The following is a 13,449-nucleotide window of genomic DNA, read 5'->3' on the forward strand; positions in this document are numbered from 1 at the left end:
CCCCGTGCCTTCCGCGTCTCAACGGTCGAACCCGACAACGCGGAAGGAACACCCTCATGAGCCTCCAGAACAAGAACGCGGTCATCTACGGCGCCGGCGGATCGATCGGCGGCGGTGTCGCCAAGGAGTTCGCCGCGCGCGGTGCCCGCGTCTTCCTCACCGGCCGCCACGAACCGGCGCTGACGAAGCTCGCCGACGAGATCAAGGAGACCGGAGGACTGGCCGAGGTCTCCGTCGTCGACGGCCTCGACGAAACCGCCGTCGACGAGCACGCGGCGTCCGTCGTGGCCGAGGCGGGCAGCATCGACATCTCCCTGAACCTCGTCCCGCGCGGCGACGTCCAGGGCATCCCGCTCGTGGAGATGTCGGTCGAGGACTACGTCCGCCCGATCACCACCGGCATCACGACCAACTTCATCACCGCCCGCGCGGCCGCCCGGCACATGGTCGCGCAGGGCTCCGGCGTCATCCTCGCCCTCGACAGCGGCTCCGCGCAGGGCAGCCCGATGATGGGCGCGACCGGCTCGATCGACGCTGCGCTGGACACCTACATCCGCAACCTCGCCGTCGAAATCGGACCGCACGGTGTCCGCGCGCTCGGAATCTGGGTCGCGGGGATCCCGGAGACCTTCACCCCCGAGAAGCTCTCCGCCGTCAACAACCAGCTGCCCGCGAGCCCGGAGATGGTGCAGAACGTCCTCGACGGCCTCAAGGAGGCCCGGATGACCAAACGGTCACCGCGTCTCGCCGAGGTCGCCCGCACGCTGGCGTTCCTCGCCTCCGACGACGCCATGGGGATCACCGGGACCTTCGTCAACGTGACCAGCATGTTCCCCAGCTGACCGGAGTTCGGCGAGGACGGCCCGGATCGCCGGGCTCGCCTCGGCGCTGCGGCGCCACGCCGCGTGCACCTCGCGCGTCGGCGGGCGCCGCAACGGCCGGACGACGAGCCCATCGGCCAAGGGCGGGCGCGCCAGCCGCGGGATCAACGCGAGGACCTCGCCCGAGGCGACCAGCGACAACTGCGTCGAGAAGTCGTCCACCAGATGCCGGACGTCGGGCTCCTCGGGCAGCCCGGCGAACAGGCGCCGGAACCACTGGTGGCAGACCGTGCCCGGCGGACTGGTGACCCACGCGTGCCCGGCCAGGTCGGCGCCGTCGAGCGGCGGCTCGGCCCGGGCCAGCGGATGGGTCCCGGCCATGACGACGTCGCCGAGGTCGGTGTGCACCAGGCGCTGCGACAGGGCGGGGGAGAGCGGAACGGGCAGGCCGTCGGCGTCGTGCAGGAGAGCGAGGTCCGCGGTTCCGGCGTCGACACTGTGCAACGCCTGGTCGGGGTCCTGCTCGGTGATGTGCAGCCGGAGATCGGGGTAGCGCTCCAGCAACCGCGGGTGAACCGGGGCGAGGAGACCGCGGATACCCGTCGAGAACGCGGCCACCCGCAGAACGCCGCGAGGCGCGCCCTCCGCCACCGACTGGGCGGCCTCGGCACAGCGTTCGAGCGCCTGGAACACCTCCAGAGAGGAGTCGACCACGGCCTGACCTGCCGGAGTGAGCACGACTCCGCGTCCAGCCGGAGCAAGCACCGGCATCCCGATCTGGCGCTCCAGCCGTTTGATCTGCTGCGACACCGCGGACGCCGTGAACCCCAGTTCCTCCGCTGCCCGCGCCAACGTCCCCAGCGCAGCCACCGACCGCAGCGCCCGCAGGGCTCCCACCTCGATCATGAAGCCAGGCTACGCAATATCGACCAGAAACCATCGCTGGACCGCAGGTATTGGCGCCGACAGGATCGACCGCATGACCGAGACCCTCTTCGGCTCCAACCTCGTCGCCATGGTCACCCCGATGGAACCCGGCGGCGCACTCAGCGAACCCGGCCTCACCGGCCTGGTCGACCACCTGCTCGGCACCGGTTGCGACGGCATCGTCGTCGGCGGGACCACCGGCGAAGCCCCGACCCTGACCGACACCGAAACCGCCCGGCTCATCCGCACCGTGGCGACCCACGCCGGGAACCGGGCCCGCGTGATCGCCGGCGTCGGCACCTACGACACCGTCACCTGCATCCGGCGCGCGAAGGAAGCCGAGGCGGCCGGTGCCGACGCGCTCCTGCTCGTCTGCCCCTACTACTCCAGGCCGACGCAGGCCGGGATCGTGGCGCACTGCCTGGCGGTGGCCGACGCCACCGAGCTGCCCGTGATGCTCTACGACGTCCCGGCCCGCACCGGGACGGCCATGGACGCGGCGACCCTGATCGAGCTCGCCCGGCACCCCGGGATCCGCGCCGTGAAGGACGCCAAAGGCGACCTGTTCGAGGCGATGTCCGTCATGGCGCGCACCCGGCTGGCCTACTACTGCGGCATCGACGAACTCAACCTGCCGTACCTCGCCGCGGGCGCCACCGGCCTGGTCAGCGTCGTGGGCAACGCCTACGCCGACCGGAACGCCGAACTCATCGCCGCCGTACGCGGGGGAGACCTCGACACCGCGCGGACCGTCAACGCCGCGCTGCTTCACTTGGCCGACGCGGTCATGCGCACCTCGCAGGGAGCGATCATGGCCAAGGCCGCGCTGACCGAGCTCGGTGTCATCCCGCACGCGACGGTCCGGCTCCCGCTGCTCGAATCGCCACCCGAGCACCTGCTGCGGCTCCGCGCCGCCTTGGCACCCTCGGGTCTCGTGAGTGGCTAGGACGGTTAGAACCGTCCTAACCACTCACGAGGCGTGCGGTGGCGCCGCACTCGCGTGCTTGAAGGCGTAACTCGCGTCATCAGCGGCGTAACTCACGAGTGTCGCTTCCAGACACGCGAGTTACGCGCCCGATCACGCAAGTTACGCCTTGACGCACGCCGCGCACCTGTGTTTCCCGTTCCGTGAAGGCCTCCTTGAAGGACTCTGGGTCCCTCAAGGAGGCCTTCACGGACTTCGGACCAGTTGGCTCTAACCGTCCTAAACACTCACAAGAGCCCGGACACGGCGAAGCCCCCGCGGAGGGAGGTCGCGGGGGCTTCGCCGGTTCGTGGTGGGGCTAGCTACTTGTGCCGTGCGTCAGGCGGACCGGGTGGTCCTGCGTCCCTTCAGCTCGGCGAGACGTTCGTTGAGCAGATCTTCGAGCTCCGGGATCGAACGGCGCTCCAGGAGCATGTCCCAGTGCGTCCTCGGGGGCTTGACCTTCTTCTGCTCCGGCTGCCCGCCGTCCACGATCTCGGACTCGCTGCCGTGCAGCCTGCACTCCCACACCGAAGGGATCTCGGCGTCGTCGGAGAAGGGCACCTCGAACTCGTGGTTCTTGGGGCAGGCGTAGCGCACGGTGCGCCGAGGCGCGAGGTCGTGGTTGCGGTCGGTCTCGTAGCTGACCGCTCCCAGCCGGCTTCCACGGAGAACACGGTCGGCCATGATGGGGGTCCTTTCAGTCAGCTCCGGGTGGAGCCAGGGTGATGCTCACCCTATGCAACGACGATGAGGGCCAGAGGATTCCCTGGACAGCATGTCCTTGCTCACGATGAGCTGTGTCACCCGGTGGCAACAGCTTCTCCTAGTAGGAGTGGTTTCGCGCTCTGGCGTGACGTCAATACGGCCATCTTGGTGCGGATATCCCCCAGATGGGCTAGTAGTACGCCTGTCACGTCAACCGTAACTGACCGTGTTGGGCCGAGGTGGGGCCCAGGTCGCCCAGTCGAAAGTGGCGACGGCACAATACCTGATAACGGACCGTGTTCGGTTCGCCCTCAGAACGTGATGTCGATGAAGATTCAACGACCATCTGCTCGGTATCCGCCACCACCACGGTGTCCCCGGCCCGCAGCACCTCACCGTCGGACACCCGCGCGTTGAACCGCCCCGTCTGCCCGCACCAGCACAGCACCTCGACCTGAACCGGCTGCAACTCGTCCGCCAGCTCGAACAACCGCGCCGCGCCGGGGAACAACATGCTCCGGAAATCCGTCGCGATCCCGAAGCAGTACACGTCGATCTGGACGTCATCGGCCAGTTCGGCCAGCTGATCCACCTGATCGGGCGACAGGAACTGCGCCTCGTCGACGATCAGGTAATCCACATGCCGCCCGGCCGCCCACTGCTCACGCACCAGCAACCGCAGGTCGGTCTCGTTCCCCACCTCGGTCGCCTTGCGCGTCAACCCGATCCGGCTCGTGATCTGCGGCTCCCCGGAGCGGTCATGACGCACCAGCACCATCCCGCGACGACCCTGCCGCGCATGGTTGTGGTCGATCTGCAACGCCAGCGTCGACTTCCCGCAGTCCATCGGCCCGTAACAGAACTTCAACTTCCCGACGACCGGCACACCCCGCCGTGAACCCGCCACCGGCACCGACGACAACGCGTCCGTGGGATCCGGGCCACTCTCCTTCAGTACGGTCACGACGCCCGACCCTATCGGCACGCTCCGCCCTCACAGCACCGCCGGTGGTCGGTTACCCGCCGCCTCGATCGCCCGGCGCACCGGCACCAGCCACACGAACACGAAACCGAGCACGAAGAAGATCACCAGCGCGATGATCGCGTACCGGAACGAGCCGGTGATCTGCCCGACCGCCGCGAACAACAGCGGGCCGAGCCACGACGTCCCCCGCTCACCGACCACGTACAACGAGAAGTACTGCGCGTCCTTGCCCTCCGGGATCATCTGCCCGAACAACGACCGCGACAACGCGTTCGTCCCGCCCAGCACCAGCCCGATCCCGACCGCCACCGCATAGAACTGCAACGGCTGACCGGCCTCGATGAAGAACGCGAAGCACAACACGGCGACCCAAGCCACCAGACTGCCCAGAATCGTCTTCTTCGCCCCGATCCGCGCCGCGATCGCACCGTGGATCATCGCCCCGGCGTACGCCAGGAACTGGATCACCAGGATCGTGACGATGAGCACCTGGGTGCTGTACTTCAGCTCGTCCTTGCCGTACTGCGCCGACACCGCCACCACCGTCGTGATGCCGTCGGTGAAGACCAGATAGCTCCCGAGGAACGCCAGCGTCAGGGGATAGGCCCGCGCGTCCTTGATCGTCCGCTTCAGCTCCTTGAACCCGGCCGTCAACACCGACAGGCCCCGCTCACCCGACTTCGGCACGTGAGTCTGGGGGAGCGCCCGCACCGCCGGGATCGTGAACACCGCCCACCAGATCCCCGACGTCAGGAAGCAGATCCGGACGGCGAGCGACTCGCTCACCCCGAAAGCGTCGTGCCCGAGGAAGAACCCGAGCTGCAGCGCCAGCGCCAGACCACCGCCGAGGTACCCGAAAGCCCAACCCTTCGACGACACCGCGTCCCGCTCGTCAGGCTCCGCGATGTCCACCAGGAACGAGTAGTAGACGACCAGCGCACCGCCGTAACCGATGTTGGCCAGGATGAACGTCCAGACCCCGACCTCCCAGTTCGTCCCCGCGATGAAGAACATCAGCGCCGACGCCACCGCGCCCAGGAACGCGAACCCGCCGAGGATCCGCCGCTTGTGCCTGCTCCGGTCCGCGATCGCGCCGGCGATCGGCAGCACCAGCACCTGCGTCACCGTCGCGATCGACAGCAGATACCCCCACAACGAACCCGCGGGGAACTGGAGCCCGAACAACGAGACGTCGCAGTTCTGCAGCGTGCTCGAAGCTCCACTCGAATCGGTGCACGCCCTGTCCCCGTTAAGGGTGAAATTCGTCTTCGCGTCCGCCGACGCGATCTCGCTCAAAAAGAGCGCTCCGAAGACGGTGATCACCGACGAATAGAACGGCGAATTGGCCCAGTCGTAGAGGTACCAAGCCCGCCACACCCGCTTGCGTTCACGGGTCACGGCCACCGTCATGCACTGCTCCTGAGGTCGAGAACGTCGAGGTCAGCGGGAGACTACTGGTGATCACACCCCCCTGTCCGGCACGAGTCCGGACCGTGTTCGTTTCGACGCGGGACGAACCCTTCCCGGACACCTTCGGCACCGTCGTCGGCGTGTCGCTGCCACGATCCCCGTGTGTTTCGTGTGAGGCTGGTGAGCGATCTGTGACTCTTGTGAAGCACGGGACTGATACTTACTGTTCCGCTCATGAGGACCCATCGCCTTCGCACAGCACACCGCGTAGTGGCGAGAACGCTCCTGCTCGCCCTCGCCGTGACGGGCCTGCAGATCGCCACCACCGGATCCGCCGCCGCGGATCCCCACGGCTCCCACTGGGCCAAGCTCCGCATGTGTGAATCGAGCGGGCGCTACAACATCAACACCGGCAACGGCTACTACGGCGCCTACCAGTTCGACCTGCCCACCTGGCGCAGCGTCGGCGGCCAAGGGCGCCCCGACCAGGCCGCCCCCCGCGAGCAGGACTACCGGGCCCTCTACCTCTACCGCATGCGCGGCTGGCAACCCTGGGAATGCGCCGGCAAACTCGGCTTCCGCAACGACAGCGACGGCCGCAGCAAACGCGTCCCGTCCTATGCCGACTCCGCCTACATCGGCGGGGGAGGACAACCCGCCCCGCCGCCCGCGCCCAAACCGAAGCCCACCCCGCCCGCGCCGCCCGGGGGACCCAAACCCGCCTGGCCCGGCGTCGTCTACGCCTACGGCGACTGCGCGCCACCACTGAAGCAGTTCCAGCTGCGGATGAACGCCTTCGGCTACGGCTTCACCGGAACAGGCTGCTACTACGACAAAACCCGCGAAGCCGTCCTCGCCCTCCAGCGAGCCAACGGCATCAACGACTCAGGACGGCTCGGCCCCAAGACCTGGGACGCCGCCTGGAACGGCAAAGCACCCCGATGACGCCCCGCGTTTAGTCCTCTGAATGCGTTATGAGCGGATTCAGAGGACTAAACGCGGATCAGGAAGGCCAAGCGCCGCGTTCCCGAAGCACCTCACGCAGCAGATCCGGCCGGTCCGTCACGATCCCGTGCACCCCCAGATCCAGCAACAGCCGCATCTCCGCCGGATCGTCCACCGTCCACGTGTGCACCTCGAACCCGCCGCGCGTCGCCTGCCGCAGGAACGCCCGGTCCACCACCTTCAACCGCCCCTGCCGCACCGGCACCTGCGCCATCGCACCCCGCGACAACGCCCGCAACGACACCAGCGGCAAGAACCCGTTCGCCCACATCACCGCCACCGCACGCGGCCCCATCGCGGTCACCAGCTTCGGCCCCGCCAGCTTCCGGATCCGCGCCAGCCGCGCGTCGGAGAACGACGCCGCGGCCACCCGGTCGTACGCCCCGGTCCGCTCGATCGCCCGCACGAACGGCGCCACCGCCTCGTTCGACTTCACATCGATGTTGAACCGCGCCTCCGGCAACTCCTCGAGGACGTCCTCCAGTCGCGACAACGGCGCACGACCACCGACCTTGACCGTCCGCAGCTGGGCCCACGTCTGCCGCGAGATCAACCCCGCGCCGTCCGTCGTCCGATCCAACGACGCGTCGTGATGAACCACCACCACACCATCCGACGTCGCGTGCACGTCCGTCTCCAGATAGCGATAACCCTCCGTCACCGCCTGCTGGAAGGCGGGCAACGAATTCTCCAGTCCTTCCAGGTCACCGAGGTGCCAGCCCCGATGGGCGAAGGCACGCGGTAGCGGGTCGGCGAGGTACGGGAACAGTGTCGGCACCCCACTAGTGTGCACTTCGGCCGTGGCCCCGGCATGATCGCCGGGTGGCCAGCTAGGGTCTGATCCGTGAGGGAAGTGGCCGAACACCCGAAGACGTCCGCCGAAGAGGTGTCCGAGCTACGCCGCGCCGGAGCACCCAAACACTGCGGATGGTGCGGCCGACGGCTCGAACAAAGCGGCAACGTCGGCAGGCGCCGCCGCTACTGCGGGCAATCCTGCCGCCAGCGCGCCTACGAACGCCGCACCGCCCTCCAACGCAGCGGACTCCCCGAAGACGCCGTCGTCCTCTCCGACACCGAGATCGCCACCCTGCAGGACAGGCTCTTCCAACTCCGCTGCGCCGCCGAAGACGTCGTCACCGCGGCCGACGACGGCGCATCCGTCGCCGAACTCCGTAGCCTCGCAGGCGAAATCGCCCAAGCCGCCAAGGACCTCGAGCAACTCCGCTGAGCTACACGATCCCGTCCAGCGCGCGATACGTCCGGTTGCTCGCGGCCGCCGCACGCTGCTCACGCCCCGTCGCCTCGATGTAGTTCTGACTGGTGGCGAGGCTCGCGTGCCCCAGCAGCGCCATGATCTCCGACGCCGTCGCGCCGTCCTCCGCCAGCCGAGTCGCGAAGGTGTGCCGCAACGCGTGGAGATTCGCCCCGACCGGCACGCGGTCGTGCAGGCCGGCCCACCGGTAGCAGGATTTGACGAGGTACTCCAGTGCGCCGCGGCCGATCGGCTCGCCCGCGCGATCACGGAGGAGGGGAGTGGAGGGCCCGAACCGCTGCTGCGGAAACCGGCGGCGACAGGAGGCCAGGTACTCCTCGATGATCTTCTCCATGATCGGCTGCACCGGGATCGACCGGTCGCGGCTTCCCTTGCCATGGACGTGCAACCGCATCTCGCCCTGACGGCCGACCAGCGAACGCGCGGTCAGCGCCCGCATCTCCGCGGCGCGCAGCCCGGCGACGAGCCCCAGCGCGATCACCAGGACGTCCCGCTCTGGCCACGGATCCCTCGTGCGACGCGAGCCGTCGGCGGCGGCCGCGAGCAACTGTTCCGGGGTTTCCTCGCCCCGCAACGGTTTCGGCGTCAGCGGAGGCGCCTTCGGCCGGGCGACCGCGCCCATCGGATTGCCCGCGAGAAGACCGTCGGACACACAGAAGGTGAGGAACTGATTCCAGGTCGACCAGGCGCGGAGCACCGAACTCTTCGCGTGGGTGTCCGCGAAGGCACCGAAGGCATTGCGGAGCGCCTGCGCGGTGAGCATCTCGACAGTGAGCTCGTCAGGGGAGCGGCCCAGCTCGCGGAGCAGGAGTGCGGTGATGCCGGCGAGGTCGCGGCGGTAGGCGTCGGTGGTGTGAGGAGAATCCTTACGGGGACGACGTGCGGCGAAAAAGGCTTGCTGTGCCTCGGAAACCCTCATGAACATCTTGTACCGCATGGCACCGACAGTCTTACACTCGGTTATATTCCGTTTCATGCATAATAGTGATTATGCATGAAACAGAGTGATGGGTCCGGAAACCCCTTGCGGGGGATCTCGGTTCCCTCGCCGCCCTTCAGGGTGTCATGCCAGGCCGCCCTTGGCGCTCTCGCGTTCCGAACGACTCGTTGCATGACAACTGGGCGAGGCTGTGGGCCGAGTCGCCGCCAGGCTGGCCGGCTCGAAGTGATCCATCCGCGCAGGACGTCTCCTGTGATCACCCGCAGCCCTGCAGCCCCATATTGATTCGTCACAGTGACGTATTGAGGCTGGGTGATCGGACATCCGTTTCGCGTCCCCGGGGGCGCCTTGGGTCGACACGGGAGATCCGCGGCCTCGAAGTCCTGGGGAGCTGAAGGGCGCCACGCTCGCATCTGACGCGACGAGGGACGCCGCCGCGGCATGACATGCAACGAAGGACGCTTTCAGTCCAGCTCAGGGCCCCTCTCGACCATCGTTATCCAGGTCGGCCAAAGTGCCGATAATGTACATTATGTCAAGTAAGTCTCTACGCAGGTGCCGCAGCCCCTCGCCCGCAAAAGCCTCATGCCCGACTCCTCGGCGGCACTAGGCCGTCGTGAGCGGATATCGACAGGTTCACGGCCCTGACTCACCAACTCGTCGCGCAGACTCGGATCCGCTACGTCCCGACCGATCGGCACGAGATACGCAGGCTCACGGGTCGAGACCGCTCGCCCGTTGCCATCGAAGCTCCGTAAGTCTAGGCTTACGGTTCGTGGGCACTTACCGAATATCCGACGCCACGTGGAGCGCGTTCGGGGATCCGAGCCGGCGCGCGATCATCGAATGCCTGGCCGACCGGCCGCAGTCCGTCCGTGAACTCGCCGACCAGCTGCCGATCAGCCGGCCGGCGGTCTCCCAGCATCTCAAGGCCCTCAAAGTCGCAGGGTTGGTCACCGATCGCCCTGTCGGGACGAAGCGCATCTACCAGCTCGACGCGACAGCCGTGGGCGCGTTGCGCGATCAGCTCGACACCTACTGGAGCCGTGCGCTGTCCGCTTACAAGGACGCCGTCGAACAGCCCGAAGGAGACAAGCAATGACCCAGGCAGCGAACCCGGTGGTGCACAAGGAGATCGTCGTGAACGCCCCGATCGAACGGGCCTTCATCGTCTTCACCGAGCGATTCGGCGACTTCAAGCCACCCGAACACAATCTTCTTCAGGTCGAGATCGTCGAGACCGTGTTCGAACCCCACGTGGGTGGCCACATCTTCGACCGCGGGGTGGACGGCAGCGAGTGCCGGTGGGCTCGAATCCTCACCTACGATCCCCCGCACCGGGTCGTCTTCAGCTGGGACATCAGCCCTCAATGGCAGATCGAACGCGACCACGAGCACACGAGCGAGGTCGAGGTCCGCTTCATCGCCGAAGCCGCGCAGCGCACGCGGGTGGAACTCGCACACCGCAAGCTGGATCGCCACGGACCGGACTGGAACGCCGTCAGCGACGGCGTCGGAGGCGACGCCGGCTGGCCGCTGTACCTGGCCCGCTATGCCCAGCTGCTGACCGAGGGCCGCTGATGGCGACCACGATGCCACCCGCTCGAAAGCCCTTACAACGCAAGAGCGATGTGCTCGAGTTGCTGCGCTCGGAAACCACCGCGTGGTTGGCCACGGGCGATACCGGCGGCCCACATCTGGTCCCGCTCCTGTTCCATCACAACGGCGAGGTGCTCACCTTCGCGACCTTCGCGAACAGCCGGACGGTGACCAACGTGGCCGCGACCGGACGAGCACGGGCAGCCATCGGCCGGCACTACGACGTGGTCATGATCGACGGCTCGATGGAAATCATCGAGCCCGACGCGATCGACCCGGCCATCGCCGACCCGTTCGCTTCACTGCTGCGCGGTGGCCCTGACCCGAGGCATACCCCCGGATTCGTCTACCTCCAGCTCACTCCGACTCGGTTGCAGGCATGGCGCTCGTTCGACGAGCTCCGCGGCCGGACCCTGATGCGCTCCGGCCAGTGGCTGATCTGACCACGGGCGCGCGGCCTGGTGTGGTTCGATCCCCTGGTGATTCCTACCGAGGCTGAATTGGCCGACGCGTTGACCACGGCCGCTCGGGCGGCTGTCACCGACCTGTTCCGCGACAACCCTGGCCACACGTTCTACTACGTCACGCTCACCACGCCCGGTGAGGCGTTCGGCCCGGCGTTGTCGGCATGGTCGCACGAGGCGCTCGCTCAGCGGCCGGACGCCGACGACGTCCGTTACTCCTACGCCGATTCCCCGTTTTCGATCGTGGGCGAGGAACACCTGAAGCCGGTCCGCGAGATGTTCGCCGCTCGGCCGGAGGTGTTCGACATCGCCGACGACGACGCGTCCGAGGCGGAGTTCGAGCTTCGGCTGCGCGCGATGGAGACCGCGCTGCGCCGGCTGGCCGACGAAGGGCTGTTCGGTGTCGGTGAGGCTCGCGCGAACGTGCTGGTTCTGGTCGAGGTCGTTCCTGACGACGAGGACAACGTGGCCCGGGCTCGTCGGCTGAACCCGGCCGGGCCGGCGCTGGATGCTTGGCTGGCCTATTGGGGCTGATTCCTGTCGCGAATACCCGACACAGGATGTCGTGTATTCGGTGGAATGCTCGCGATCCACCGATACGAAGGGGAAAGCGAATTCAGATGGGGTCTCGACTCAATCCGTACATCAGGTACAACGGGAACGCACGGCAGGCGATGGAGTTCTACCACCGGGTCCTCGGCGGCAAGCTGGAGATCGGCACCATCGCGGACTTCGGTTCACCGGACTCCCCTGACGCCGACAAGGTCATGCACGCCGAGCTCGTCACTCCGCACGGGTACACGTTGATGGCGTGTGACGTCGATGGCCAGATCGAGGACGTGCCTCACTCCCCTGGCAACAACGTCGCGGTCTACCTCGGTGGTGACGGCGAGCTTCGCGGTCAGTTCGAGAAGTTGTCCGTCGGCGGGACCGTGACCATGCCTCTGGAGAAGCAGGTGTGGGGTGACGAGGCCGGCGCGCTCGTGGACAGGTTCGGGATCACCTGGATGGTCAACATCAACGCTACTTCCCGTCGGGAGGGACCAGGCGCCGGGTGATCCGGTCGAACAGTTCCACCAGTGGCTCGCTCACGTCCCGGCCGAACTCCGTCAGACCGTAGGTGACCTGTGGTGGCGTCGTGGGTTCGACCTGGCGCCAGATCAGGCCGTCCTGGACGAGAGCGCGCAGGGACTGGGCGAGCATCTTCTCGCTGATCCCCTGGATGCTCTCGCGTAGCTCGTAAAAGCGGAGATCGTTGCGCTGCAAGGAGATCAGCACCCAGATCCCCCATCGGCTGGTGACGTGGCCGACCACGTCGCTGGCGGCGCAGTCGGTGTGAAGCACCTCATACCGCGGCTCCGTGTCGGCCGGTTTGAACTGCGCGCCTCCTGCCATGGGAGGAGCTTACCTCCGGGTATGTACTTACGAAAAGTAAGCCGCACTCCTTAGCGTCGCCACGTCGAGATCGAACGAAGGAGCTGTTCATGATCGTGGTGACCGGAGCGACCGGGAACATCGGCAGGCCGTTGACCCAGGTACTGGCCGAGGCGGGCGAACAGGTGACGGCGGTGTCGCGGCACGCTGCGGCGGCACCGGCCGGTGGCAGGCATGTGGTGGCCGATCTGGCCGAGCCTGCCGGGCTCGACCAGGCGTTGGCCGGAGCGAAGGCGTTGTTCCTGTTGCTTTCCGGCGATCTGCATGCCGTCGGGGCGAACCCTGCGGACATCGTCGGCCGGGCGGCGGCCGCCGGGGTTCGGCGGATCGTGCTGCTGTCCTCGCTGGGTGTGGCGACGCGACCGTTCGGTACGACGCGGATCGCGATGCGCGCGTTGGAGGACGTGGTGCGGGAGTCCGGTTTGGACTGGGCCGTCCTGCGGCCGGGTGGTTTCGCCTCGAATGCCTTGTGGTGGGCGGAGTCGGTCCGTTCGCGGCAGGTGGTCGCGGCGCCGTTCGGTGACACCGGGGTGCCGATCGTCGATCCGGCGGATATCGCGGAGGTCGCGGCCGCATGTCTTCTGGACGAGCGGCACCTCGGTGAGGTCTACGAGCTGACCGGTCCGGAGGTGATCTCGCCGCGCGAGCAGGCCGAGGTGCTCGCCGCCGCGCTGGGTACGCCGGTGCACTTTCGGGAACTCACCCGCGCCGAGGCGAAGGCGGGTATGGCGCTGAGCATGCCGGCGGAGCTCGCGGACGACACGTTGGACATCCTCAGCTCCCCGACGCCGGCGGAACTGCGGGTGAGCCCGGATGTGCACCGGGTTCTGGGCCGTGCACCGCGATCGTTCGCCGATTGGGCAGCGAGGAATGTCGCCGCGTTCCGCTGAGGGGTTCGCGCTAGGGTCGTCCTCCGGAG

The 13,449-nt window shown here is 67.5% G+C and carries 17 protein-coding genes; 10 read left to right on the top strand and 7 right to left on the bottom strand.

The window, feature by feature from the left end:
* Positions 1 to 56: 56 nt before the first annotated feature.
* Entirely contained in the window at positions 57 to 842 is a 786-nt protein-coding gene (locus H4W30_RS20015) for an SDR family NAD(P)-dependent oxidoreductase (protein WP_192744265.1), read from the top strand.
* Here H4W30_RS20015 and H4W30_RS20020 read toward each other — a convergent pair.
* Positions 735 to 1,727 carry a LysR family transcriptional regulator gene (locus H4W30_RS20020; protein ID WP_192744266.1) on the bottom strand — a complete coding sequence of 331 codons (993 nt, stop codon included), beginning with the start codon at positions 1,725 to 1,727 and terminating at the stop codon, positions 735 to 737. The two genes, H4W30_RS20015 and H4W30_RS20020, sit on opposite strands and share 108 nt — an antisense overlap.
* Before the next feature lie 73 nt (positions 1,728 to 1,800).
* Here H4W30_RS20020 and dapA point away from each other — a divergent pair, with 73 nt between their 5' ends.
* Complete coding sequence (dapA, locus tag H4W30_RS20025) at positions 1,801 to 2,694, top strand: 4-hydroxy-tetrahydrodipicolinate synthase (protein WP_192744267.1); 894 nt, start codon at positions 1,801 to 1,803, stop codon at positions 2,692 to 2,694.
* Positions 2,695 to 3,051: 357 nt separating this feature from the next.
* Here dapA and H4W30_RS20030 read toward each other — a convergent pair whose 3' ends face one another.
* The 3 genes from H4W30_RS20030 to H4W30_RS20040 form a co-directional block, all read right to left on the bottom strand.
* Entirely contained in the window at positions 3,052 to 3,399 is a 348-nt protein-coding gene (locus H4W30_RS20030) for an RNA polymerase-binding protein RbpA (protein ID WP_005151365.1), read from the bottom strand.
* Between the two features lie 226 nt (positions 3,400 to 3,625).
* Entirely contained in the window at positions 3,626 to 4,384 is a 759-nt protein-coding gene (locus H4W30_RS20035) for a thymidine kinase (protein WP_126733012.1), read from the bottom strand.
* Positions 4,385 to 4,414: 30 nt separating this feature from the next.
* The gene (locus H4W30_RS20040; protein WP_192744268.1) at positions 4,415 to 5,815 is read right to left on the bottom strand and encodes an MFS transporter; all 1,401 of its coding nucleotides are present in this window, start codon (positions 5,813 to 5,815) and stop codon (positions 4,415 to 4,417) included.
* Positions 5,816 to 6,085: 270 nt separating this feature from the next.
* On the opposite strand from H4W30_RS20040, the gene H4W30_RS20045 reads away from it, so the two are divergent.
* Positions 6,086 to 6,760, top strand: coding sequence for a transglycosylase family protein (locus tag H4W30_RS20045; protein ID WP_192744269.1), 675 nt, complete (start codon positions 6,086 to 6,088; stop codon positions 6,758 to 6,760).
* Positions 6,761 to 6,818: 58 nt separating this feature from the next.
* Here the strand turns inward: H4W30_RS20045 and H4W30_RS20050 are convergent, their stop codons facing one another.
* Positions 6,819 to 7,598 carry a glycerophosphodiester phosphodiesterase gene (locus tag H4W30_RS20050; protein WP_192744270.1) on the bottom strand — a complete coding sequence of 260 codons (780 nt, stop codon included), beginning with the start codon at positions 7,596 to 7,598 and terminating at the stop codon, positions 6,819 to 6,821.
* 66 nt (positions 7,599 to 7,664) lie between these two features.
* Between H4W30_RS20050 and H4W30_RS20055 the strand changes: the two genes are divergently transcribed.
* Entirely contained in the window at positions 7,665 to 8,048 is a 384-nt protein-coding gene (locus H4W30_RS20055; protein ID WP_192744271.1) for a hypothetical protein, read from the top strand.
* A gap of 1 nt (position 8,049) precedes the next feature.
* Here the strand turns inward: H4W30_RS20055 and H4W30_RS20060 are convergent, their stop codons facing one another.
* Positions 8,050 to 9,030, bottom strand: coding sequence for a tyrosine-type recombinase/integrase (locus H4W30_RS20060; protein WP_034320667.1), 981 nt, complete (start codon positions 9,028 to 9,030; stop codon positions 8,050 to 8,052).
* 778 nt (positions 9,031 to 9,808) lie between these two features.
* Here H4W30_RS20060 and H4W30_RS20065 point away from each other — a divergent pair.
* The 5 genes from H4W30_RS20065 (at position 9,809) to H4W30_RS20085 (ending at position 12,154) form a co-directional block, all read left to right on the top strand.
* A complete protein-coding gene (locus H4W30_RS20065; protein ID WP_192744272.1) occupies positions 9,809 to 10,135 on the top strand; it encodes an ArsR/SmtB family transcription factor in 327 nt (108 codons plus the stop codon).
* Positions 10,132 to 10,614: an SRPBCC family protein gene (locus tag H4W30_RS20070; RefSeq protein ID WP_192744273.1), complete on the top strand. Its 483-nt coding sequence runs from the start codon at positions 10,132 to 10,134 to the stop codon at positions 10,612 to 10,614. Before H4W30_RS20065 ends, H4W30_RS20070 begins: the two co-directional genes overlap by 4 nt.
* Positions 10,614 to 11,075, top strand: coding sequence for a pyridoxamine 5'-phosphate oxidase family protein (locus tag H4W30_RS20075; protein WP_192744274.1), 462 nt, complete (start codon positions 10,614 to 10,616; stop codon positions 11,073 to 11,075). Before H4W30_RS20070 ends, H4W30_RS20075 begins: the two co-directional genes overlap by 1 nt.
* Positions 11,076 to 11,132: 57 nt before the next feature.
* A complete protein-coding gene (locus H4W30_RS20080; RefSeq protein WP_225949785.1) occupies positions 11,133 to 11,630 on the top strand; it encodes a DUF4303 domain-containing protein in 498 nt (165 codons plus the stop codon).
* A gap of 86 nt (positions 11,631 to 11,716) precedes the next feature.
* Entirely contained in the window at positions 11,717 to 12,154 is a 438-nt protein-coding gene (locus H4W30_RS20085) for a VOC family protein (protein WP_192744276.1), read from the top strand.
* Here H4W30_RS20085 and H4W30_RS20090 read toward each other — a convergent pair.
* A complete protein-coding gene (locus H4W30_RS20090; RefSeq protein ID WP_192744277.1) occupies positions 12,120 to 12,491 on the bottom strand; it encodes a winged helix-turn-helix transcriptional regulator in 372 nt (123 codons plus the stop codon). The two genes, H4W30_RS20085 and H4W30_RS20090, sit on opposite strands and share 35 nt — an antisense overlap.
* An 89-nt stretch (positions 12,492 to 12,580) precedes the next feature.
* On the opposite strand from H4W30_RS20090, the gene H4W30_RS20095 reads away from it, so the two are divergent.
* On the top strand, positions 12,581 to 13,420 hold the full coding sequence (locus tag H4W30_RS20095; protein WP_192744278.1) for an SDR family oxidoreductase: 840 nt from the start codon (positions 12,581 to 12,583) through the stop codon (positions 13,418 to 13,420).
* Positions 13,421 to 13,449 lie beyond the last annotated feature (29 nt).

Origin of the sequence: Amycolatopsis roodepoortensis (assembly GCF_014873915.1) — a bacterium.
In the GTDB taxonomy this organism is placed as follows: domain Bacteria; phylum Actinomycetota; class Actinomycetes; order Mycobacteriales; family Pseudonocardiaceae; genus Amycolatopsis; species Amycolatopsis roodepoortensis.